Here is a 22793-nt window from a genome sequence, read left to right on the forward strand (position 1 = left end):
ATAGAAAAGCATATTTATTTCTGATATTTGAACAACTACAAAATAATGAAAAAAATATTAATATTTATATGTACAATTTTTTTATCTTTATCATTTCACGTTCAGTCTGTTGAAATTGAAATTATTAATGATAAGCCTGGTACGGGAAAAAAAATTATAAAGCATTCTTGGGTTCAGCTTGAATACACAGGCTCATTTGAAAATGGAAAAGTTTTTGATACAAATATTGGTAAAGATAGACCTTTAGTAGTACAAATGAGTATGAAAGAGGTAATTCCTGGTTTTGAACAAGGAATAATGGGAACTACCAAAGGAACTAAAAGAAAAATTAAAATTCCAGCTGAATTAGCCTATGGAAAAAAGGGTGGTGGAGATATTATACCACCTAATACTGATCTAATATTTGAATTTGAAGTAATTGACGTTTTAGATCCTAGTTATAAATCAGTTTCATCAGATGAGTTAATAGACATGATTGAAAATAATGCCGTGGCACTTGATATTAGAACAGAAGAAGAGTGGGATAAAACAGGTGTTATCAAAGGTTCATTCCCAGAAACAGCTTTTGATAAAAATGGTAAATTTCAAGTGTATGTTATGGATAAAATTAGAGCACTAGCTGCTTCTCAATCTCAAGATGTTAATTTGATTTTTATAAGTCATGATGGAGAAACGGCATCAATGTTGGCTAATTCATTTTCTGAAGACTTGGGCTTTACTAATGTTTCGGTTTTAAAAGGTGGAATTAAAGCTTGGCAGAGTGAAAATAAAAAACTTGGCCCTCATAAGTAATATCATTCTATCGATAAAAGTTTTTTCTTTGTAAGTTTTTAAATCTAATTTCATCATTTAATAAATCAATTGCTCTTTCCTGGTCTTTTCCAATAACGCTTGACATTTTCCTTTTATTAATACTTCCCCATTTAATTAAAGCTCTAATTATTGGTAAGCTAGAGCTGCCAAATTGTGTTAAAGAATATTCAACAGTTATTGGGTTTGATTTAATAACCTTTCTTTTTACTAGAGTGTCATTCTCCATTTCTTTTAATTGTTTAGACAACATTTGAGCAGTTATCGTATTTAAATCTTTCTTAAGTTTACCAAATCTTATTGGTTTATTAATTAACTTTTCAAGTATCTTAATTTTCCACTTTCCACTAATTAATTTTAAAGCATTATTTAATGGATCTTTATTTATTTCTAATTTATTTACCATGGTATGTTTAATATACTAGTTTAGTTTTAATACCAAAAAAATTTTATATTTAATAATTCTTTTGATTAATATTTTAAAAAGTAATAACTTAATTAAAATTAAAAATTTTTATAACAGGATTTCAATGAAACTAAAAGATAGAATAGCAATAGTCACAGGTGGTGGAAAAGGAATTGGTGCAGAGATTTGTGTAAGACTAGCAAGTGAGGGAGCAAAAATTGTTATAGCTGAAATGGATATTGAAAATGGTGAAAAAATTTCTAAAAAAATTCAAGGTAATAATGGTGAAGCAATTGTTGTAGAAACAAATGTTGCCGAAGAAGATAGTGCAAATAACATGGCTGATGTTGCTATTAAAAAATTTGGTAAGATTGATATTCTTGTTAATAATGCTGGTATAAGACATATTAACAATATTCTAGATCATACAAAACAGCAATGGGATGACATGATATCGGTAAACTTAACCGGACCATATCTATGCTGTAAGTCTGTTATTCCTCATATGATAAAAAATGGTAAAGGAAAAATTATTAATTTTGGATCTATTGCAAGTTTTATGGGTAGACCTGATAGAGTAGCCTATGTTGCTGCAAAATCTGGTATACTAGGTTTAACGAGAGCCTTAGCGGTCGATTTAACTGGGAAAAATATTAACGTAAATACTATTTGTCCTGGGTTAATTTCAACACCTTTCAATCAAAAATTTGCTGAAGATCCTACTCACGGTAAAGCTTGGGGCAAAGAAACTATAGTTGGACGTTGGGGTTTGCCATCTGATATATCTGGTGCAGCTGTTTTTCTATCTAGCGATGATGCAGATTTTATAAATGGATCTGAAATAAAAATTGATGGTGGATGGTTAGCAGCAAAAACTAGAAAAGGTGAAATAAGTAATTAATGAGTGATGATTTTAAAAATAATTTAGAACTAGCACTAGGTAATGCAAAAAGATTATCTAATAAAATTTTAATTAATGGAAAATTGTCACCTGCTAAAGCTGAAGCTAAAATTAGCGTATTAAATCCAAGTACAGGTGAAAATATTGGTGAAGCTCCACAGTGCAATAAGGTTGATGTGAATATAGCGGTTGATGCAGCAGAAGCTGCATTTCAAAAATGGAAAAAAGTACCTGCGAGAGAACGCGGTAAAATAATGACGGCTGCTGCTAGAAAATTAGAAGATAGAAAAAATGAAATTGAAACATTATTAGCTTTAGATACTGGTAACGCACTTAGAACTCAAGCCATACCGGAGACAGCAGCATCAATTGAATTAACTCATATGTTTGCTGGACTTGCAGGAGAAATAAAAGGTGAAAATTATCCACCAAACATTCCAAATACAATTCATTACACAACCAAAGATCCAATTGGAGTTGTTTGTGCAATTATTCCTTGGAATGCTCCTTTATTTTTGACTGTTGCAAAAATTGCACCAGCTATTGTAGCGGGAAATACTGTAGTGTTAAAAACTGCTGAGCAAGCACCACTTTGTGCTTTACTCTTATGTGAAATATTACAACAAGAACTTCCTCCTGGAGTTTTAAATGTAATTTCAGGCTATGGAGAAGAGTGTGGTGAACCATTAATTGATCATCCTAAAGTTAGAAAGGTTACTTTTACAGGATCGTTTTCTGTTGGAAAAATTATTGCAATAAAAGCTGCTCCAAAATTATGTCCAGTTACATTAGAATTAGGTGGAAAAAATCCAAATATTATAATGAGTGATGCTGACTTAGATATAGCAATACCAGGCGTAATTGATGGTATGAGGTATACTCGTCAAGGACAGGCTTGCACCGCAGGATCAAGAGTTTATATACACGAAAAAATTTATGATAAAGTTTTAGAAGGTGTAGTTTCTAAATTAAGTAAACTTAAGATGGGAAATGCACTTGATAGTAAATCTGATATTGGCGCAATAATATCTAATGAACAACTCAAAAGAACCTTACATTATATGGACATTGCTAAAAAAACATCATCTGCAAAGGTTTTACATGGTGGCAATCAACCTAAAGGAGGAGATTATAAGGAAGGTTTCTTTTATGAACCAACCTTATTGTCAGGCGTTCCTGTAGAATCTCCTGTATGTCAAGAAGAGGTATTTGGCCCTGTTGCTTGCGCAATTCCGTTTAAGAGTTTTGATGAAGTTATGAAAAGCGCTAACGACACACCTTTTGGTTTATCAGCCGTTTTATGGACTCAAAACTTATCTAGAGCATTGCAATTTGTAGATGAAATTGAAGCTGGCTTTGTTCAGGTAAATCAATGCGTTGCTCCAAGAGCCAATGTTTCTTATGGAGGAATTAAAATGAGTGGTTTAGGTAAAGAATATGCTTTTGATAGTATGATTAACCACTTTACACAAAGTAAAACAGTTTTAATTAATAGAGGTAAATCAAATTTAGATGACTAATCACATTGCATTTATAGGTGTTGGAAATATGGGAAACCCTATGGCTGATCAATTAGTAAAAGCTGGCAAAGAAGTAAAAGCTTTTGATGTTTCACCAGAGGTAATAAAAATTGCAAAAGAGTCAGGTTTAAACGTTGTATCCACTATTGATGAATTATTAGATGGCGCTAGTACTGTTATATCTATGCTACCAGAGGGAAAGCATGTTCGATCTCTTTATTTAGGAGACAAAGGAATATTAAATAAAATTCCAAAAGAATGTTTGATAATTGATTGCTCAACAATTGATATTGAGACTTCTCTAGAGCTAGGTAATGAATCAAAAAAACTTGGAATTAAAATGATAGATGCACCAGTTACTGGTGGTGTGATGGGAGCAAGAATTGGAAAATTAAATTTTTTAGTTGGTGGAAGTGATGAAGCTGTAGCATTAGCAAAACCTTTATTTGATATTATGGGACAAAAAATTTTACATGCAGGTGTTCAAGGAAGTGGAGTAGGTGTAAAAATTTGCAACAATATGTCTTTAGGAATTTCTATGATAGCAGCATCTGAATCTTTAATGTTAGCTAAAAGATTAAAAATGGATATTAAAAAGGTTCATGAAATAATAAAAGCAGCTTCAGGAAATAATTGGGCTATGACTAATTATACACCTTTACCAAATCTTACTGATGGAGTTCCTTCAAATAATAAATACCGACCAGGTTTTACAGCATCAATGATGAGAAAGGATTTAAGGCTAGCCATGGATGCCGCTCAGTCTGTAGATGCCTCTACACCATTAGGTAAAGCTGCTTTAGAAATTTTTTCAAAATTCTGTGATGAGGGTGATAGTGACACTGACTATTCAGGTATATCTAAAATGATTGGTGGTGATGCTTGGAATTATCCATTTGATCCAAAAGGAAATAAATAAAAAACAATATTTGTAAATTTACTTAACAGTATTAAAAGTATACCAAACAATTCAATTGATTGTAGTATATTATAGGTTGTATCGTCTATATTTAACTTATTTTAAGTTTACTTTTCTCCTACAATAATGTTTATTTCAAATTTATTAAGACTAAATAAAAAAACAGAGAGGGATAAACATGAAAAAAATCACATCATTGATTTTAAGTTTAGTATTTGCAGTATCTATTATTGCTTCTGCTTCTGCTAAAACTTTAAAAATACAAATGACCTTTCCAAAAACTTCTTATGATGCGCAAATCGTAGGAATGTGGGCTGAAAGAGTTACTGGCCTTACTGGTGGTTCATTAAAATTTGAACTTCTAGGAGCTGGAGAAGTTGTAGGTGTTAAAGAAACATTAGAAGCTGTTGACAAGGGTCTTGTTGATGGTGGTGCTGCTTGGACTCATTACTGGTCTAACTATCACCCTGCTGCAATGTTATTTGGTTCGCCAGTTGCAGGTGGTGGTATTGGTTTAAGTACTAAATCTTGGTTAGCTTGGTATTTTGATAACGGTGGAAAAGCTTTATACGATCAACTATGGGATGAAATGGGTATGAACGTAAAAGGTTTCATCATGGCATCTTCTGGTCCAGAGGCTTTAGGTTGGTTCAAAGAGCCGATCAACAGTATGGCTGATTTCAGAAAATACAGATTTAGAACTCCTCCGGGAATTCCTGGTCAAACATACAAAGACATTGGTGTTGCATCAGTTTCAATGGGTGGTGGAGATATTCTACCAGCACTTGAAAAAGGAACAATCGATGCTGCTGAATGGTGTTGTCCAAAACCAGATCTAGTATTTGGTTTCCAAAAGGTATTGAAAAATTACTACCTTCAAGGCTTACACCAAAACGTTGTAAATGGAGATGTGTTCTTTAACAAGGATGTTTATAATAAGTTAACTGACCAAGAGAAATATGCAATGGAAATTGCTTCTGAAGCGATGATAACTAGAAACATCACTAACAGAGCTGTTGAAAATGGAAAAGCGTTAATTGAATTAACATCTAAGCATGGTGTTATCCTTCATGATACACCAGCTGATTACTTTGTTGAGTATATGGCTGCTGCTAAAGCTACTATTCAAAAGAACTCAAAAGAAAATAAGTTCTTTGATGAAGTTTACCAGCACATGACTGCTCACGCAAAAATCGTAGTACCTTTTATTGCTCAAATGGAAACATCTGATGCATCAATTGGAACTGCATTTGCAAAAGCGCAAAAGTAAATAAATAATTTAAACGGGGACTTAATATTTTTAAGTTCCCGTTTTTTTAAAATAGAAAAAATTTTAATCGACATTACCAATCAATAAAATGGTCAAAAAAAAATCACATTCTGCTGGTGTTAAAGAAACTCTAGATATTACTGATGAGTTAATAGCAGAACGTCGAACTAGTTTAAAAATGCCTAAGGATATGGTTCCTTGGATGGCAAAAACTATAGAGTTTATCGACCTTAACATGTTGAGAATTGGTAAAGTAATTTGTTGGATGGTAATTCCTTTAATTTTTGCAATGACTTTTGAAGTTATTGGTAGACATTTTTTTAATAGACCAACTCTTTGGGCTTATGATGTAACCAGAATGATTGCAGGAGCATTTTTTATGTTGGGTGCTGGTTACGCATTATCAAAAGGTATTCATATAAGAGCTGATTTTTTATATAGAAATTGGAATGTTAAAACTCAAGCAAAAGTAGATCTATTCTTATATTTATTATTCTTCTTTCCAGGTTTCATAGTCTTCTTTTGGGTAAGTTTTGATTATGCTTATACTTCTATATGTGGGAGATCTATTTTAGCAGAATGCTTAGATGGAAAAGTTAGAATTCAAAGAGCAATGGATACTACTTGGATGCCAGTAATGTGGCCATTAAAAAGCTGCATGCCAATTGGAGCTTTTTTGTTATTAATTCAAGGGATATCAGAATTATTTAAAACATATTATGCGTTTGTGAAAGGTAGATGGCCATAATGGAAATTTTTTCACAAGAATTAATTGGAGCAATAATGATAGGAGTAATGCTATTTGCTATCTTTATTGGTTTTCCTATTTCATTTACATTAATATTTTTAGGTCTTGTGTTTGGTTATTGGGGTTTTGGAAAGTTAGTTTTTTATTTAATGACCCTACAGTTTAATATGATTATGACGGAAAGTACGCTGGTTGCCGTCCCACTCTTTATATTTATGGGCATATTAATGGAATCTGCAGGTCTTATGGAAAGACTATTTTCAGCCATACAATTAATGCTATCTAGAACAAGGGGTGCATTATTTTATGCAGTTATGTTTGTGTCTACAATTTTTGCTGCTGCAACAGGAATAGTTGGGGCATCAGTAACAATCCTTGGAATCATGGCAGGTAAAACTATGATTAAATCTGGATACGATACTAGATTATCTGCAGGCTTAATATGTGCCGGAGGAACTCTTGGAATTTTAATTCCACCAAGCATTATGTTAGTGGTAATGGGGCCTGTTTTAGAAATCCCAGTAACAGATTTATTTGCTGCAGCAATAATTCCAGGAATAATGTTGGCAGTTCTTTATGCTCTTTACACCACTGTTAGATGTTATTTTGATCCAAAACTTGGTCCAATTTTACCAAAAAGTATGCAACCAAAAAGTATGGGTAAAGTTTGGGTAGAATTCTTTTTAGGGTTAGTACCGCCTGCGGGATTAGTATTTTTTGCTCTAGGTAGCATATTATTTGGTTTAGCAACACCTACTGAAGGTGCCGGTATTGGAGCTATTGGATCTTTGTTACTTGCTTTAGCATATAAAAAATTAACTTTAAAAACTTTAAAAAATTCTTTAATTAAAACTTTAGAGATTACTGCATTGATAATGTTTTTAGTTGCTGCATCGAATTTCTTTGGAGCAGTTTTTTCAAAATTAGGAACACCATCTTTATTAACTGAATTTTTATTAAACTTAGAAGTTAACAGATATGTTATTTTAGCTATACTAATGGCAGTAATTTTCTTGTTAGGTTGGCCTTTAGAGTGGGTACCAATAGTTCTTATTGTATTACCAATATTTGTTCCATTGATTAAAGAATTAGACTTCAACTTGACTTGGTTTGCAATACTTGTAGCTGTGAATTTACAGACCGCCTGGTTATCTCCACCTGTAGCTCTATCTGCGTATTTTTTAAAAGGTGTTGTGCCAGAATGGGAACTTAAAGATATTTATCTTGGTATGATGCAGTTTATGGGAATACAGCTTTTAGGTTTAATTTTGATCATCGCATTTCCTCAAATTGCACTTTGGTTACCTAGTGTAATGTACCCTTAAGAGTTTATTTTTTATTTATATAAGGAATTACAGTTCCAACTAAAATAATTCCCAATGAAATAAATATCTTTAAAGTAATTTCTGCATCAATTACTACCCAGGCAGATAAAGCTCCTATGGGCCCTGTTAAAGGATACATAAGACTAATTCTTCCTATTGGAACCCTTCTCAAGGCATAATTATAAAATAAATAAGAACCAAAAGTTATAAAAGATAAAGTGATTGCAGCTATTACTGATGGTGTAAATTCTAAATGAAATGAATATCCAAAGGTAGAGTTAGGCCAAATAATAAATAATATTAAAAATGATAAAATGAAACCAGTAAAATATTGGTAAGTATTTACACCTAGCTGGTTAACATTAGTTTGCATTTTTTTTCTACCAATAACTTCATTAATTGAAGCCAAAGTCATTCCTGCAAAAATAATAAAGTCCCCAATATAATTTCCCTGACCAATAATAGTTTGACTTGATAAGAGGATATAAGTTCCAATAATTGTTATAAAAGCTCCTATTAAAACCTTTATCTCAATTTTTTCATTTAAAAATATTTTAGCAACAAAAGGTTGCATGATTGGCATTGTACTTATAATAGCAACACCATTAATAGGCGACGTAAGCATTAAACCTACATGGAATGCTAATGTTACAAGAAAAGGGTTTAGCAAACCCATCAAGAAAGGTGCTAGACCTATTTTTTTAATTGACAAGTCAACTCTCATTATTAAAGCAAAAGTTAACATAAGCAAAAAAGCAATTGCAAACCTTACAGCTAGTAAATCAACAATTTGAAATTCTTCTAGAGCAAGTTTTACAAACGGAGGACCTGAGCCAAAACCAATTACAGCAAGAAACATTGCCAAGTAACCAATATTTTTTTTAAGAAAGAGCATTAGATCCAAAATACTATTACAAATGAAAAAAAAAGATATTCCATTTTAACTTATTAGTTTATTATTTATTAGTGATTCAGCGTAAAAATAAAATTAATCTTATTAACTGGGAATTAGTGTCAGTTAACCCAAATGATAAAACTTGGAATTGGAAGGATATTTTTTGCTTTTGGGGCATTAATATACAAAGTGTTATTGCTTTTTCCTTAATAGCATCATTGTATCTTGTTTATGACTTAAACATTGCAGTTGTTTTTTTAGGAAGTTTAATTGGTTCTCTTCTAGTTTATTTTTTAGCTAACTTGATAGGAAAACCCTCTCAAAAATATGGTCTTCCATTTCCCGTTATCTTAAGGACTTCATTGGGTGTGTTTGGGGCAAAATATTTTTCTTTAATAAGAGGTCTTGTTGGTATCTTCATGTTTGGAATTCAAACATATTTTTTATCAAAAGCATTTAGTTATTTAATTCGAATATTTTTCTTTTCTGTTGATAATACTTTCCTTCAGCATGATATTTTTTTAATTTTTGTTTCAGGTCTTAACATTATTGATTGGGCTGCTTTTTTAATAGCAATTCTATTACAATCTTTTTTATTCAGTAAAAGTCATAAATTTAATAAGCTAATTATTAATTATTCAGCAATAACAGTTTACACAGGGATGCTATTATTTTTTTTTGTTGTACTTCTCTTAGATGTTAAGGAGGTTTCAAGATCATTTGCTGACATTTTTACTTATAGCAATATATTTCTTAAGAGTAATATTGCTCCCTTGATTACTGTAGTTGGAATAGTATTTGCTTACTTTTCAATTATTCTTGTAAATTTTGGAGACTTTGCCCGTTACGTTAAAGATGAAGAGGAATTAAAAAAAGGTAATTTGAGTTTATTTTTAAATCTTATTATATTTTCATTTTTTGCTGTATTTATAGTTGTCGGGGCTGATGTAATTTTTCATCAGAAACTTGAGGAAATTGGAAAGATACTTACAAATCCTACAGATATTATAGGAACTTTAGATAACACTATTTTAACTGTAATAGTTTTATTTTTTATTATTGTAGCTTCAGCATCTACTAATCTAATTGCAAATTATGTGCCTGCTCAAAATTCTTTGTTAAATTTTTTTCCAAGTAAACTTAATCTAAAAACTTCCTCTTATATAATTATTATTTTTGGATTTATAATTGGTATTTTTTGGTTACCATTATTAAGTCAGATAGGAATTTTATCTTTTGTCGATACATTTGCTGCATTTTTTGGACCTCTTTTTGGTGTTATAATCATAGATTATTATTTAGTTAAAAAATCAAACTTAAATAATATGGATATATTTTCAGCAGAACCTGATGGAGTTTACTTTTACACTAATGGATGGCATATAAAAGCCGTATACTCTATAACCCTAGGTTTTATTTTTGCTGCTTCAACAATTTGGAATGAAAGTTTAATGAATTTTAATTCTTACTCTTGGTTAATTGGTGCTTTTATCTCTTCATTGACATACAATTTATTAACAAGTAAATAATTTCATGCATCAGTTTGATTTAAAAAATAAAACAGCAATTATCACAGGTGGAGCACAAGGTTTTGGTTTAGATATTGCTAAAAGGTTTTTAAAGTCAGGAACAAAAGCTATTATCTGGGACATCGATGAAGAAGAATTAAAAAAAGCTGTTAAAGCTGTGAATGATCCAAATCTTTCATATAATGTTGTTGATGTATCTGTTTTCAAAAATGTTAAAGATACAGTTGATGAAATAGCAAAATCTTCAAATATTGATATTTTAATTAATAATGCGGGTATTACTGGGTCTACGTCTTCACTTTGGGATTACGATGTAGCTGAATGGAATAAAATAATAGAAATTAACTTAATGGGTACATTTAACTGTTGTAAATGTGTGGTGCCTTACATGATTAAAAATGATTATGGTAGAATAGTTAATGTTGCTTCGGTTGCCGGAAAAGATGGTAATGCAAATGCAAGCGCTTATAGCTCAGCAAAAGCGGGTGTTATTGGTTTAACAAAATCGTTAGGAAAAGAATTGGCTGATAAGAATATAGCTGTAAATGCTGTCACTCCAGCAGGAGCTAAAACAAGAATATTAGACCAAATGTCAAAAGAACATGTTGCCAGAATGCTTTCCAAGGTTCCTAGAGGTAGATTTTTAGAGATAGAAGAATTTACTTCATTAATTTGTTGGCTAGCTTCAGAAGAAAACTCATTTTCAACAGCAGCTGTTTTTGATATTAGTGGTGGTCGTTCTACTTACTAACTAGCACTTTAGAATCAACATTAAGAGACTTACTTTCTTTAGAAATAACTGGTGCCAGTAGAATTATGGACCAATATATTAATAAAACAAATATAGAAATTAATTTCATTCTATTTATATAGTATCCAATATTGATAATTTAATGCTTAAAGTGTGTTCAAATATTGTTTTAAAATTAAATTTAGATATACCCTCAGACTGATGAAATTTTTTTTAATATTATTAGGATATTTATTTTTAATAACAAAACCTTTGTTAGCTGAAAATGTTTATGTTTTTGATTTTACTAACGATGAGCTAAATACATTAAAAGTTAAAAAAGTTAAAGGAGAGACCAGCTGGGCTGTTGGGTCTAACGAAAATGGTAACTTTATAAGAGCAGAGGCTGAAGGTGTTGGGTCAGGCTTGGGAAAAGAAATTAGAATTGATCTTAATAAAACTCCTATTATTAATATTACATGGAAAGTTGAGAAAGATTTATCTGGAATTATTGAAAATAGTAAAAAAGGGCACGATTATGCTGCTAGAGTTTTTGTAATAAAAAAAACAGGTTCTACACCATTATCTAACAGGGCAATTAATTATGTTTTTTCAAGTAATAATGATGTTGGAAAATATTGGCCAAGTCCATATACAAAAAAATCTATTGATTATGTTCTCTCAACTACAAAAAATAACAAAAATACATGGGTTACTGTTAAAGCAAATGTGCAAAAAGATTTTAAGAAACTTCATGAAATTGATGTTACAGAAATTTCAGGTATAGCTATAATGACTGACACTGATAATTCGAAATTAAAAGCTATCTCTTATTATCAAGATATTTATTTTTCAGCTGAATAAGATTATTTAAATACTTTTTTAAGACCAATACTTAAAAAAGATAAAAGTACTGCAACAATTACATCTTCAATGGGTGCAGCATTAGGGACCAAATAATTCCAAGCAATTACACCTAAAAGCCAAATAATATAAACTTTCATTGTTATATTATATCTTAGTTTGATGCTAAAAATATTTATTTTTGATAGTATAAATTCATGCACGAAAATTTTTTTCACAATATAAAGGTTTATTATGAAGACACTGATGCTGGTGGTGTTGTTTATTATGCGAACTATTTGAGGTTTCTTGAAAGAGCAAGAACAGAAGCATTGTTTACAATCGGATTTAATAATAAAAAAATTAAAGAAGATTATGGAGCTTTAATTGTTGTTAAATCTTGTAACATTGAGTACAAAAAACCCTCCTATCTTGAAGATGAGTTAAAAATTAGATCCTTTGTTAAATCTATTACAAAGACTTCTTTTTTTATGTCACAATTTATTTCTAGAGATGACGAATTAATTGTTGAGGCAAAAGTACATTTAGTTTTTGTAGATAAAAATGGAAAACCTATAAAAGTTCCAGAGGACATTTTTAAAGTTTTTAAACCTTATTTTTGCGATAGTATAAAAATTAAATAATTTTCTTAGCCTTCTTTAACAAGCTTACCATTTTTTGTGTATTAATTATTTTTCTATTAACATTTCTTGGACTAGGGTGATAACTAGGAATTAGAATTTTATTATCAGGTAATAAATATTTTACACCGTGAATGAAGATTAATTTTTTATCAAAATGATAATTTTTTTTATAAAATTCTATACAATTATCAAATGAAACTTTGCCTAATGCTATAATAACTTTTAAATTTTTTAATAAGGTCAATTCATTTTTAAAAAATGTTGAACAGTTGGATAATTCATTTTTTAAAGGTTTATCTTCTGGAGGGACACATTTAAGAATATTTGTAATATAGGTTTTATTTAATTTTAAACCATCATCAATATGCTTAGAAGTTGATATATTCGATATGTTAGCTTTAAATAAACAGTTAAATAGAAAATCTCCAGATTTATCTCCAGTGAACGCTCTGCCTGTCCTAGTACCTCCGTGAGCTGCAGGCGCCAGACCTACAATTAATAATTTAGCTTTAATATCACCAAATCCCGTAACTGGTTTAGCCCAATAAGTATCTTTCATATTTTGTTTTCTTTTTTCTATAGAAATTTTTTTACTAAATGCAATTAACCTAGGACAACTTTTACATTTAACTATTGAATTATTTAATTTTTTGAATTTTATACTCATATATGAAATTTATAAAATTTTTTTTATTAATACTTTTATCTTTCAATATTTCAGTAAAAGCAAATTCAAATGATGAAATACAAAGTTTGTTAAAAGAAGGTAAAAAATTAATATTTATAAGACATGCAATTGCACCAGGTGGAGGTGATCCGTTAGATTTTGATATATTAAAATGTGAAACTCAACGAAATTTAAGTATAGAGGGTATTGAACAATCTAAAAACATTGGGAAGTTTTTTTCAGAAAATAATATTAAAATTGATAAGGTGTTATCAAGTGAGTGGTGTAGGTGCAAACAAACAGCTCAACATGCTTTTGATAAATATGAAACAAAAAGTTTTTTAAATTCATTTTTCAGTGCAAAATTTGCAAGTAATAAAAATAAACAAATTTATGATTTAAAAAAATATATTAACGAATGGAACGGTGATAACAATTTGGTGTTAGTTACACATTATGTAACAATTCAAGAAGTACTAAATATTTCACCTTCTTCTGGAGAGATAATCATTTCAGATAAAAATTTTGATGTTCTTGCTCGACAAAATTTTTAAAAAATATAAACTATTTAAAATGTCATCAAAAAAAGCAATGAAGTTAGCACAAAAGCAAGCCTACGCTAAACATAGAAGTAATATAACTAATAGCAGATTTGGTTCAAAAAAAATAAATTTTACAAGTAAAGTTAATAAGAAAAATAAAAAAACTTAATTTTTTTTATAAAAACTCCCACTTATTAATTTTTAAATTTTGGAGATACCTGTCTCTCTATTTATTACTGTTTTAATCTTAATTAATGTTTTTATATTTATTTTTTTTCATGCTTGTCAGCATAAAAAAGTGCAATTAATAAAATTGCTGTCCAAATTATCCCTATAAAAGCTTTGGGTCCAGTTTCTGCACTCCATATATTTAAAACCAACGCTCCAAAGATTAACCCCGCAACATAAATTAATATAGCTAAAGTAGATTTACTCATTATTTAAATTCTTTTTATAAAGTGAAATTCCATTTTCAATCTTATGACCATAAGATTCTTTAAAACTCTCTAATTGCCAGCCACTCAGACGTGCTTGAATGATTGTTAAGTTTGATTTTTTCCATTCTTCTGTAGTTTCTTGCATTTTCCACATTTTTTTTTCCTCATTATTTCTTGCACATCCATAACAATATCCTGTTTGAGGATCTGTTTTACATATACTTATACATGGAGAAATAATCATTTTTTTTAAATTACTAGTAAATATAATTGATTATTAATATATTTCATTATTATTGTCATTGGACAAATAGAAACTATCCTATATAAAGCCACAAGAATTGTGGGCGAATGGCGGAATTGGTAGACGCGCTGGTCTTAGGAAGAACCACACTTTTCATCTCAACAACACTTGTGCAAATTATTCTTTAAGCACTAGGTGTTTTCTTAAATTAACTTCATCAACACTTGTGTGGTGGTCTTGTAGACGATTTACAAAAACCACTCGTAGACGCACACCTGTGTTGGTATCAAATAAGGAGATGTTCTCACAATGTCCGCAGAAACTCACAAGACACCACTACAGCTACAATTAGAAGAATTAGTCAAAGTTGGAGTAGGTGGTAAATACAAAGATAAGGCTAATTACATTAAAGTTATACAAGAAGAACTAGAGCATGAAGAAGCTATGCTTAGAGGTGGTTCAAATAGGTATAATAAGACTGTTGTAGATGCAAAAGCTAAAGGTCAGGAAAGTACGACTTTATATGGCCTAGTATTACAGCAGAAATACATAACTGATGTATCAGATATGATTAATGAAGATGTCAGGTTGATGTCTTCTGGTAAAGCAGGAAATCACCAAACTGCACTTAAAATTATATGTCAATGTCTTCCATCTACAGCTTTTGATAAGGGTGTCTTTTTAGATAACAGACCTAGTATATGGGATACTTGTTCATTGATTATATTGAAGAATGTAATTGATGGTATTTCTGATGAAATAACTATTAATAAACTATCTATTCAAATTGCTACTGGATTAATGCAGGAAGCAAGGATTACTCAATTCAAAGAGCAGAACAAAGAAAGCTACAATAAAACTGCTAGGAAACTTGCAGGTAAAAACATTCCACAAAACGCAAATAGGTATCAATATAAATCTAGAGTTTGGACTTATATGATGAATAAAAATGACCTTAGATTTGATGATTGGACTAATGTTGAAAAGCTACACTTAGGTGTAAAGATGATTAGCTACTTAGAGAAACTAGGATTAGTTAAACATCAAAATAGAAAGCATAGGAAAGATAAGACTATTACCTATGTAGAAGCTACACCTAAAATCATAGAAGAAATTAGGAACTTCAACATCAAGAACGAACTATTGTTTCCCAAGTTTTTAATGATGGTCGCACCACCAAGAGATTGGTCGTCACCATTTACAGGCGGATACTATGGCAAAAGATTTAACAAAGAAAATAACCCAGAGGAGATAGCAAATGCACTACAATTTCATAAAGCAAAGCAATAAAAGATATTTAGAAGAACTTAACAACAGGTGGCATGAGTTTCCTGTAGTTAGCAATGCAGTCAATATAATGCAGAGAACTGAATGGGTTATAAATAGACCTGTATTCGATGTATTAGATGCTTGTGTAAAAAATAGTTTTGCTCTTGGTAAACTACCAATTAATCCTGAAGATATACCACTTCCGCCTAAACCATTTGATATAGCTACAAACAAAGAAGCTAAGACTAAATGGAAAAGAGAAGCATCAAATGTCTACAAGGAAAGAGCAAAGGCCAAATCTAAATTTATTCAGGTAAGACAGATACAAGAAGAAGCTAAATTATTTTTAGATATTGGTTTCTGGTATCCTTATCAATTAGACTTTAGAGGTAGGATATATCCTAAAAGTCCTATGCTCTCACCACAAAGTGCTGACTATGCAAGAGCATTACTTAAATTTAAGTTTGGTAAACCAATGGCAACTGAAGAAGCATTTAATAATTTTGCTGTAGCAGGTGCAGGTTTATTTGGTGAAACTGATAAAGAAGAATTAGCTATAAGAAGACAATGGGTAATTGATAATGCAGATAAAATAATTAGTACTGCTAACAATCCATTGACTGATACCTTTTGGTGTGAAGCTGATAAACCATTTAGTTTCTTAGCATGGTGCATTGAGTATAGAGATTTTGCTAATACAGATTTTGACCCAAAGTTTATAACTACATTACCAATACATTCTGATTGCTCTAATTCTGGCCTACAACATTACTCAGCAATGATGAGAGATGAAGTAGGTGGTAAAGCAACTAATCTTGTACCATCTAATAAACCTAATGATGTCTATGGTATTGTTGCTGAAAAAGTTATTGAAAGACTTAAAGAAAGTTCAGACCCACTAGCTAAGAAATGGTTAGATTATGGAATAGACAGAAAGATATGTAAGAAACCTGTCATGTGTTTACCTTATAGTTTAACTCAATATTCCTGTAGGCAATACATACAAGACCATGTTGAAAAAGAATTAGTTGAACGTAATAAACAACATGAGTTTGGTGATGATTTATTTAAGTCTACTCATTGGTTAACAGCTATAGTTTGGAAAAGTATTAATGATGTAATTGTTGGTGCTAAAGATATTATGAAGTTTTTAAAAGATGTAGCTAAATTAGTTGCTAATGAAAACTTACCTGTAGCTTGGACTTCACCATTAGGTTTACCAATCTTTATGAGTTCTTATAAAAAAGAAAGTAAAAGAGTTAAGACTAAAATGGGTGACAGTATAATTAAACTTTCTGTAAGTAGTGAGACTGATGAAATAGATAGACGTAAAGTACAACAATCTATATGTCCAAATCTTATTCATCAACTTGATAGTTCTGTATTAAGTTTATCAGTAGTTAAAGGTTCTGAACGTGGAATAGATAACTTCAGTTTAATACATGACAGCTTTGGTGTACTTGCACCTGATGCAGATAAAATGTCTTTAGCATTGCGTGAAGCATTTTGTGAAATCTATAGCAAAGATGTATTAGCAAATTGGGCAATGGAAATGAAACAAATGTTATCTGAAAAAAATCAGAAAAAGTTTCCACCTATACCTGCAAAAGGAAACCTTGATTTAGACCTAGTAAAAAAGTCTGTATTTTTTTGTGTGTAGTTTTTTTAAACTTCAGTCATCGACACCTGTGTTGATTAAGTGCCACCTATGGCTAACCAAACAATAAACCATAGGAGGTTATAAATGAATGATGCCACAAACATAAGTGAACTGGGTGAAGCTATTTATCCACACTTAAATAGACCTGACGTTAAGTTTAACGAAAATGGTGAATACAAAGTAAACCTAAAAGTACCTGAAGATAAAGCTAAAGGTATGATTGCTTTATATGAGAAAGCTATACAAAGTAGTATTTCTGAAGCTGAACAAAAACTAAATGGTAAAAAGGTGAAGTTAGCACCTAAACCATATTCAGTTGAAGATGGCTTTGCAGTTTTCAAATATAAAATGAAAGCTACTGGAATAAACAGGAAGACTAAAGAACCATTTAGTCAAAGACCTGCGTTATTCGATGCTAAGAAAAATCCTCTCAATCCATCATCTTGTAATATCTGGGGTGGCTCTAAGATGAAGATAGCTTATGTGTTAAGAAGTTATTACTCACCTGCGTTAGGTGCAGGAGTGACAGCACAATTAAAAGCAGTTCAAATCATAGAGTTAGTCGAGGGTAAGCAAATGGATTTATTTGCTAAAGAAGATGGCTACGAAAATACAACGTCACCAGAGGAGATGAATAATGTACCACAGACAGAAGTTCAAACGAGTACAGATTTCTAAAGACGTTATTCTAAAATCAGGATTGGAAGAAGTTGTTTATCATTATTTAACTAATGCTAAATGTGTTTTTAAATATGAAAGTTTAAAAGTCACTTACTTCCAACCTGCAATTAAGAAAACATATAGACCTGATTTTCCAATCAAGGGTTCATTTATCATAGAAACTAAAGGTGCTTTTAATAGTGCCGATAGGAAGAAGATGAAGCTAGTGAAGAAGCAAAATCCTGAATTAGATATTAGGTTTATTTTTTCAAATGCAAAGACAAAGATAGGAAAGAAAAGTTTAACTACTTATGGCAAGTGGTGTGAACTTAATAACTTTCCTTATCATTGTATTTATTCAACACAACAAACATTCCCAAAAGAATGGCTCAAAGAAATTAAGGAAAAACAAAATGGCAAGACAAGAAACTAAATACATAGTTATTCATTGTTCTCAAACGAGACCATCACAAAAGTGGGGTGCGAAAGAGATTGATAGAGTACATAGAGAATTTGGGTGGACTAAAATTGGTTATGGTAAAGTTATTAAAAGAGATGGAACTGTTGAACAAGGTAGAGAAGATGATGCAGTACAGGCTCATGTTAAGGGATACAATCACACAGCTTATGGACTTTGTTTAATAGGTGGTGCTAAAGAAGAAGATTGGAAACAACCAGACAATAACTTCACAGCAGAACAGTATGAAAGTTTATATAAAGTTTTAGGTGAACTTGTTGCTAAATATCCTGAAGCAAGAATTGTTGGACACTATGAGTTAGACGAAAGTAAGACTTGTCCAAATATGAATGTAAGAGAATACTTACTTCACGAAGATATACCTAATTACAAATTTCAAGATGGTTTGACTGATGAAGCTGATTTAGCGGAATTGGAAGATGACCAAGACGAATAAGTTTCTCCATCATAGTCCTTGTGAGAACTGTGGTAGCCGAGACAATCTTGGTGTTTTTGTCGATGAAAACGATGAACTACATCACACATATTGTTTCGGTTGCCGACAGTACAAAACATTAAATGGAGAATTACCTGAATATATAAAACCAAAAGAATTTAAAAATATGATTGATGGAATAGTAGAAGCATTACCAAGTAGAAAAATAGATAGCGAAACTTGTAAGAAGTTTAATTATCAGACTGGCGAATACAATGGACAACCTGTTCATATAGCTAACTACTATGACAAAGATTATAATATCGTTGCACAGAAATTAAGATTTCAAGATAAAAAATTTACATGGCTTGGTGATACAGACAAGATAACTTTGTTTGGTCAAAACCTTTGGAGAGATGGTGGAGACAAATCAAAGCTAATAATTACTGAGGGTGAATTAGATGCACTTAGTGTAAGTAAAGTACAGGGTAATAAATATCCTGTAGTCTCAGTACCATCAGGTGCTACTTCAGCAAAAAAATATATTAAAAAAGAACTTAGTTGGATTTCAAAATTTAGCAGTATTATTTTGATGTACGATGAAGATGAAGCAGGGAAACAAGCTGTCATCGAATGTGCAAGTATTCTTCCAGTAAAAAAAGTTAAGATAGCAACACTACCTGCAAAAGACCCAAGCGAATTATTACAATCAGGTAGAGGTGAACAAATCATTAGTGCTATGTGGGAAGCTAAAAGCTACACACCACAGGGAATTATTGAGGGTTCTGATACAAAAGAACTATTACTTAAAGACGACTTTGTTGAGACTGTTCCATATCAATGGAATGGATTTAATAATAAACTCGGTGGGATAAGGCAAGGTGAACTTGTCTTACTTACCGCAGGTACAGGAATAGGTAAGTCACAAGTTTGTAGAGAAATTACACATCATTTAATTAGTAAGAAACAAAAGGTTGGATACATAGCTTTAGAAGAAAGCGTTAAAAGAAGTATCAGAGGAATTGTTTCTGTAGGATTAAATAAATTAATACATTTACCAGATGTAAGAGAAAAGATTTCTGAAGAAAAAATTTTAGAGGAGTTTGATAAAGTAAAAAATTATATTTGCTTTTACGACCACTTTGGAAGTTCTGATACCGAAGACTTAATGAACAGAATTAGATATATGGTTCAGTCATTAGATTGTAAGACAATTATATTAGACCATATTTCAATTGTAGTTTCAGGAATAGGTGAGGGTGATGAAAGAAGATTAATAGATAACACAATGACACAACTAAGAAAATTAGTTGAAGAATTAGGTTGTGCTTTATTTCTTGTTTCACATTTAAAAAGACCAGAGGGTAAAGGACACGAGGAGGGTTCACAAGTTTCACTTTCTCAACTGAGGGGAAGTTCAAGTCTTGCTAGTTTAGCAGACGCAGTAGTGGCCTTTGAACGTGACCAACAAGATGAAATTCAAAACAATGTTATGAAAGTTAGAGTGCTGAAGAATAGGTACTCAGGTGATACAGGGATTGCTTGTAATTTAATTTACAACAAAGAGACAGGAAGATTAACAGAGGGAACTTTTGATGAATGATAAACTTCTTACGAAGTTCATTCTTTCATTTCTAATTGAAAAAGAAGACTACCTCTCTTTAACACAAGAACAACAAACAATAGTTTTCGAAACTTGTAAAACTATTATGACTGCAATTTATAACGCAATAAAATATGAAAATGTTTTTCCAGTTATAATGTGTGGTGATGTTGAAGCATTTAAAGTAATTCAAAAATCTATTGCTTCAGTATCAGAATACCTACCAAGCGTAGAGAAAATCAAAATACATTTAATACATTAATATTATGAACATCGTACTAGACTTAGAAACCAATGGGTTTCTAGATAAAGATAACTTAGTCATTCATTGTATAGTTTGTAAGGATATAGAGACACACGAAGTCTACAGATATAATCCTAATAACTTAACTGATTGCCTAGACCTATTAAAGAAAGCTAAAGCAATTATTGGACATAATGTTTTAGGTTTTGATATTCCAGTAATTAAGAAAGTCTTAGGATTTACTTATAAAGAAAAGGTATTCGATACCTTGTTAATGAGTAGGTTAATATGGACTAATCTTTTAGACCACGATTATAAATATAAAGAATTACCTGCAAAATTATATGGAAGACATTCCTTAGAATCTTGGGGTTATAGATTAGGTTTAAGAAAAGGTGATTATCAAGAACACTCAGACTTTACTGAATTTAATCAGGATATGTTTGAGTATTGTGAAAGAGATGTAGAAGTCACACATCTACTTTATGATAAAATAATCAAAGAAAACTATTCTAATAATGCAATAGAACTAGAGCATAAGTTTGCACATTGGATAATCAAACAAGAACAGCATGGTGTGTACTTTGATGAGACGACTGCTCAGTCGCTACATACTATCCTAACCAAGCGGAAACTAGAGTTGGAAGACAAACTTGCTCTAGCTTTTCCTGCTTGGGAAAAGTTTTGTGGAGAGAAAGTTTACAAAAGAGACAATAGAAAAAAAGGTATTAAAGCAGGTGTACCTGTACCTATTTATAAAACTGAATTATTTAATCCAAGTTCAAGACAACATATAGCAGATAGATTAATTAAAGTTTTAAATTGGAAGCCAAAGACTTTCACACCTACTGGTGTTCCAGAGGTAAACGAAAAAATTCTTAATTCACTTCCTTATCCTGAAGCTAAACTTATTTCACAGTACTTGATGGTACAGAAAAGATTAGGTCAGTTAAGCGATGGTCAACAAGCATATTTAAAATTAAACAACAAAGGAAAAATTTATGGAAAGGTTATTACAAATGGTGCGGTCACAGGCAGATGTACTCATCACTCACCAAATCTGGCACAATGTGTTTCGAGTAGTTCGGAGTATGGTAAAGAATTTCGTTCCTTATTTTATTCTCCTACCGATATGGTTATGTGTGGTATTGATTTTTCTGGTTTGGAGTTGCGTGTGTTGGGGCATTATTTGCATAATTATGACAATGGGAATTTTTCGAAGACACTTCTTGAAGATGATATTCATACCGCCAATCAAAAAGCTACAGGACTTTCCACTCGTGCTAAAGCTAAAACTTTTATATATGCTTTCATTTATGGTTGCGGAGATAAGAAGCTCGGTGAAATACTTAATGTCACTCACGAAGAAGCCAAAAGAGTAAGACAAAGATTTACCAAAAGTTTACCTGCACTTGCTACATTAATAGATGCAGTAAAACATAAATTTAGAAACGTAGGTTATCTAAATGGAATTGATGGCAGAAGATTAATTTGTAGAGCAGAGTTCAGTTCGCTTAATACTTTGATTCAATCTTGTGGGGCTTTATTGGTAAAGCAGGGAACAATCATTCTTAATGAAGAATTACATAAAGCAGGTTTTAAATGGAAAGAAGACTATGCAATGGTTTTACATATCCATGATGAAATGCAGTTCATAGTTAAGAAAGAAAGACTAGAAGAATTTAAAACAATAGCACAATCAATATTTAAGAAAACACAGGACTTCTTTGATTTTAGAACACAGTTAGATGGTGAAATCAAAGTTGGCGTAAATTGGTCTGACACTCACTAAAGCGAAACCTGACTTCGACAAAGATTTAAAATTTGGCGAGAAATACGAAAACGAATTTCAAGAAGCAGTAGAGGGTAAAGTCGAATGTAAGACTGACAGGTTATGTCAGAAGACAGGCAATGTTTATATAGAGATAGAAAGTAGAGGAAAACCATCAGGTATACATACTACTAAATCTAAGTATTACGCTATTTGTTTATGGGTCGAAAAACGTAAAGACCAAACGTGGGTATTAGTGCCTA

Annotated in this window: 27 protein-coding genes; 21 read left to right on the forward strand and 6 right to left on the reverse strand. The window is 31.2% G+C overall.

What is annotated here, in order from left to right; translation table 11 throughout:
• The first annotated feature begins 45 nt into the window (after positions 1-45).
• Positions 46-792, forward strand: coding sequence for an FKBP-type peptidyl-prolyl cis-trans isomerase (locus tag AC5SML_RS02300; protein ID WP_494574280.1), 747 nt, complete (start codon positions 46-48; stop codon positions 790-792).
• 7 nt (positions 793-799) lie between these two features.
• Here the strand turns inward: AC5SML_RS02300 and AC5SML_RS02305 are convergent, their stop codons facing one another.
• On the reverse strand, positions 800-1216 hold the full coding sequence (locus AC5SML_RS02305; protein WP_006997058.1) for a winged helix-turn-helix transcriptional regulator: 417 nt from the start codon (positions 1214-1216) through the stop codon (positions 800-802).
• A gap of 124 nt (positions 1217-1340) precedes the next feature.
• Between AC5SML_RS02305 and AC5SML_RS02310 the strand changes: the two genes are divergently transcribed.
• From AC5SML_RS02310 to AC5SML_RS02335, 6 genes are all read left to right on the forward strand, one after another.
• Positions 1341-2117: an SDR family NAD(P)-dependent oxidoreductase gene (locus AC5SML_RS02310; RefSeq protein WP_006997057.1), complete on the forward strand. Its 777-nt coding sequence runs from the start codon at positions 1341-1343 to the stop codon at positions 2115-2117.
• The gene (locus tag AC5SML_RS02315) at positions 2117-3637 is read left to right on the forward strand and encodes an aldehyde dehydrogenase family protein (protein ID WP_006997056.1); all 1521 of its coding nucleotides are present in this window, start codon (positions 2117-2119) and stop codon (positions 3635-3637) included. The genes AC5SML_RS02310 and AC5SML_RS02315 overlap by 1 nt, the downstream gene beginning before the upstream one ends.
• Positions 3630-4556, forward strand: coding sequence for a 3-hydroxyisobutyrate dehydrogenase (gene mmsB, locus AC5SML_RS02320; RefSeq protein ID WP_006997055.1), 927 nt, complete (start codon positions 3630-3632; stop codon positions 4554-4556). The genes AC5SML_RS02315 and mmsB overlap by 8 nt, the downstream gene beginning before the upstream one ends.
• 178 nt (positions 4557-4734) lie before the next feature.
• Positions 4735-5826, forward strand: coding sequence for a TRAP transporter substrate-binding protein (locus AC5SML_RS02325; protein WP_006997054.1), 1092 nt, complete (start codon positions 4735-4737; stop codon positions 5824-5826).
• Between the two features lie 88 nt (positions 5827-5914).
• Entirely contained in the window at positions 5915-6574 is a 660-nt protein-coding gene (locus AC5SML_RS02330; protein ID WP_006997053.1) for a TRAP transporter small permease subunit, read from the forward strand.
• Positions 6574-7899 carry a TRAP transporter large permease gene (locus AC5SML_RS02335; protein ID WP_006997052.1) on the forward strand — a complete coding sequence of 442 codons (1326 nt, stop codon included), beginning with the start codon at positions 6574-6576 and terminating at the stop codon, positions 7897-7899. Before AC5SML_RS02330 ends, AC5SML_RS02335 begins: the two co-directional genes overlap by 1 nt.
• Before the next feature lie 4 nt (positions 7900-7903).
• On the opposite strand, the gene AC5SML_RS02340 is transcribed toward AC5SML_RS02335, so the two are convergent.
• Complete coding sequence (locus AC5SML_RS02340; protein WP_041185786.1) at positions 7904-8794, reverse strand: DMT family transporter; 891 nt, start codon at positions 8792-8794, stop codon at positions 7904-7906.
• A 116-nt stretch (positions 8795-8910) separates the two neighbouring features.
• On the opposite strand from AC5SML_RS02340, the gene AC5SML_RS02345 reads away from it, so the two are divergent.
• The 3 genes from AC5SML_RS02345 to AC5SML_RS02355 all read left to right on the forward strand — a co-directional run bounded on the left by AC5SML_RS02345 (position 8911) and on the right by AC5SML_RS02355 (position 11917).
• Positions 8911-10323 carry a cytosine permease gene (locus AC5SML_RS02345; RefSeq protein WP_006997050.1) on the forward strand — a complete coding sequence of 471 codons (1413 nt, stop codon included), beginning with the start codon at positions 8911-8913 and terminating at the stop codon, positions 10321-10323.
• A 4-nt stretch (positions 10324-10327) separates the two neighbouring features.
• A complete protein-coding gene (locus AC5SML_RS02350) occupies positions 10328-11074 on the forward strand; it encodes an SDR family NAD(P)-dependent oxidoreductase (RefSeq protein ID WP_006997049.1) in 747 nt (248 codons plus the stop codon).
• A gap of 201 nt (positions 11075-11275) precedes the next feature.
• The gene (locus AC5SML_RS02355) at positions 11276-11917 is read left to right on the forward strand and encodes a DUF3047 domain-containing protein (RefSeq protein WP_006997048.1); all 642 of its coding nucleotides are present in this window, start codon (positions 11276-11278) and stop codon (positions 11915-11917) included.
• A 2-nt stretch (positions 11918-11919) separates the two neighbouring features.
• On the opposite strand, the gene AC5SML_RS02360 is transcribed toward AC5SML_RS02355, so the two are convergent.
• Positions 11920-12057: a hypothetical protein gene (locus tag AC5SML_RS02360; RefSeq protein ID WP_006997047.1), complete on the reverse strand. Its 138-nt coding sequence runs from the start codon at positions 12055-12057 to the stop codon at positions 11920-11922.
• 57 nt (positions 12058-12114) lie between these two features.
• On the opposite strand from AC5SML_RS02360, the gene AC5SML_RS02365 reads away from it, so the two are divergent.
• Positions 12115-12540 (forward strand): YbgC/FadM family acyl-CoA thioesterase, encoded by a 426-nt coding sequence (locus AC5SML_RS02365; protein ID WP_006997046.1) that lies wholly within the window; start codon positions 12115-12117, stop codon positions 12538-12540.
• Here the strand turns inward: AC5SML_RS02365 and AC5SML_RS02370 are convergent.
• Positions 12533-13207, reverse strand: coding sequence for a uracil-DNA glycosylase (locus tag AC5SML_RS02370; protein WP_006997045.1), 675 nt, complete (start codon positions 13205-13207; stop codon positions 12533-12535). The genes AC5SML_RS02365 and AC5SML_RS02370 overlap by 8 nt on opposite strands.
• A gap of 2 nt (positions 13208-13209) precedes the next feature.
• Here AC5SML_RS02370 and AC5SML_RS02375 point away from each other — a divergent pair, with 2 nt between their 5' ends.
• Positions 13210-13761 carry a histidine phosphatase family protein gene (locus AC5SML_RS02375; protein ID WP_006997044.1) on the forward strand — a complete coding sequence of 184 codons (552 nt, stop codon included), beginning with the start codon at positions 13210-13212 and terminating at the stop codon, positions 13759-13761.
• 19 nt (positions 13762-13780) lie between these two features.
• Positions 13781-13918 (forward strand): hypothetical protein, encoded by a 138-nt coding sequence (locus AC5SML_RS02380; protein ID WP_196218403.1) that lies wholly within the window; start codon positions 13781-13783, stop codon positions 13916-13918.
• Between the two features lie 97 nt (positions 13919-14015).
• Here AC5SML_RS02380 and AC5SML_RS02385 read toward each other — a convergent pair whose 3' ends face one another.
• Together AC5SML_RS02385 and AC5SML_RS02390 are read right to left on the reverse strand one after the other, a co-directional pair.
• The gene (locus tag AC5SML_RS02385; RefSeq protein WP_006997042.1) at positions 14016-14186 is read right to left on the reverse strand and encodes a hypothetical protein; all 171 of its coding nucleotides are present in this window, start codon (positions 14184-14186) and stop codon (positions 14016-14018) included.
• Positions 14179-14430: a DUF1289 domain-containing protein gene (locus AC5SML_RS02390; RefSeq protein WP_006997041.1), complete on the reverse strand. Its 252-nt coding sequence runs from the start codon at positions 14428-14430 to the stop codon at positions 14179-14181. Before AC5SML_RS02390 ends, AC5SML_RS02385 begins: the two co-directional genes overlap by 8 nt.
• Positions 14431-14739: 309 nt before the next feature.
• Here AC5SML_RS02390 and AC5SML_RS02395 point away from each other — a divergent pair, with 309 nt between their 5' ends.
• From AC5SML_RS02395 to AC5SML_RS02430, 8 genes are all read left to right on the forward strand, one after another.
• Complete coding sequence (locus tag AC5SML_RS02395; RefSeq protein ID WP_494617456.1) at positions 14740-15720, forward strand: hypothetical protein; 981 nt, start codon at positions 14740-14742, stop codon at positions 15718-15720.
• Positions 15689-17359, forward strand: coding sequence for a DNA-directed RNA polymerase (locus AC5SML_RS02400; RefSeq protein ID WP_494617457.1), 1671 nt, complete (start codon positions 15689-15691; stop codon positions 17357-17359). The genes AC5SML_RS02395 and AC5SML_RS02400 overlap by 32 nt, the downstream gene beginning before the upstream one ends.
• An 84-nt stretch (positions 17360-17443) precedes the next feature.
• Positions 17444-18037 (forward strand): DUF2815 domain-containing protein, encoded by a 594-nt coding sequence (locus AC5SML_RS02405; protein ID WP_494617458.1) that lies wholly within the window; start codon positions 17444-17446, stop codon positions 18035-18037.
• Between the two features lie 22 nt (positions 18038-18059).
• Entirely contained in the window at positions 18060-18452 is a 393-nt protein-coding gene (locus AC5SML_RS02410; protein WP_494617460.1) for an endodeoxyribonuclease, read from the forward strand.
• The gene (locus tag AC5SML_RS02415) at positions 18433-18933 is read left to right on the forward strand and encodes an N-acetylmuramoyl-L-alanine amidase (RefSeq protein ID WP_494617461.1); all 501 of its coding nucleotides are present in this window, start codon (positions 18433-18435) and stop codon (positions 18931-18933) included. The genes AC5SML_RS02410 and AC5SML_RS02415 overlap by 20 nt, the downstream gene beginning before the upstream one ends.
• Positions 18917-20515: a DnaB-like helicase C-terminal domain-containing protein gene (locus tag AC5SML_RS02420; RefSeq protein WP_494617462.1), complete on the forward strand. Its 1599-nt coding sequence runs from the start codon at positions 18917-18919 to the stop codon at positions 20513-20515. The genes AC5SML_RS02415 and AC5SML_RS02420 overlap by 17 nt, the downstream gene beginning before the upstream one ends.
• Positions 20508-20777 carry a hypothetical protein gene (locus AC5SML_RS02425; RefSeq protein WP_494617463.1) on the forward strand — a complete coding sequence of 90 codons (270 nt, stop codon included), beginning with the start codon at positions 20508-20510 and terminating at the stop codon, positions 20775-20777. The genes AC5SML_RS02420 and AC5SML_RS02425 overlap by 8 nt, the downstream gene beginning before the upstream one ends.
• Positions 20778-20781: 4 nt before the next feature.
• Positions 20782-22551 carry a DNA polymerase gene (locus AC5SML_RS02430; RefSeq protein ID WP_494617465.1) on the forward strand — a complete coding sequence of 590 codons (1770 nt, stop codon included), beginning with the start codon at positions 20782-20784 and terminating at the stop codon, positions 22549-22551.
• The last annotated feature ends 242 nt before the right edge of the window (positions 22552-22793 follow it).

It is taken from the genome of Candidatus Pelagibacter sp. PS_17 (assembly GCF_059417945.1).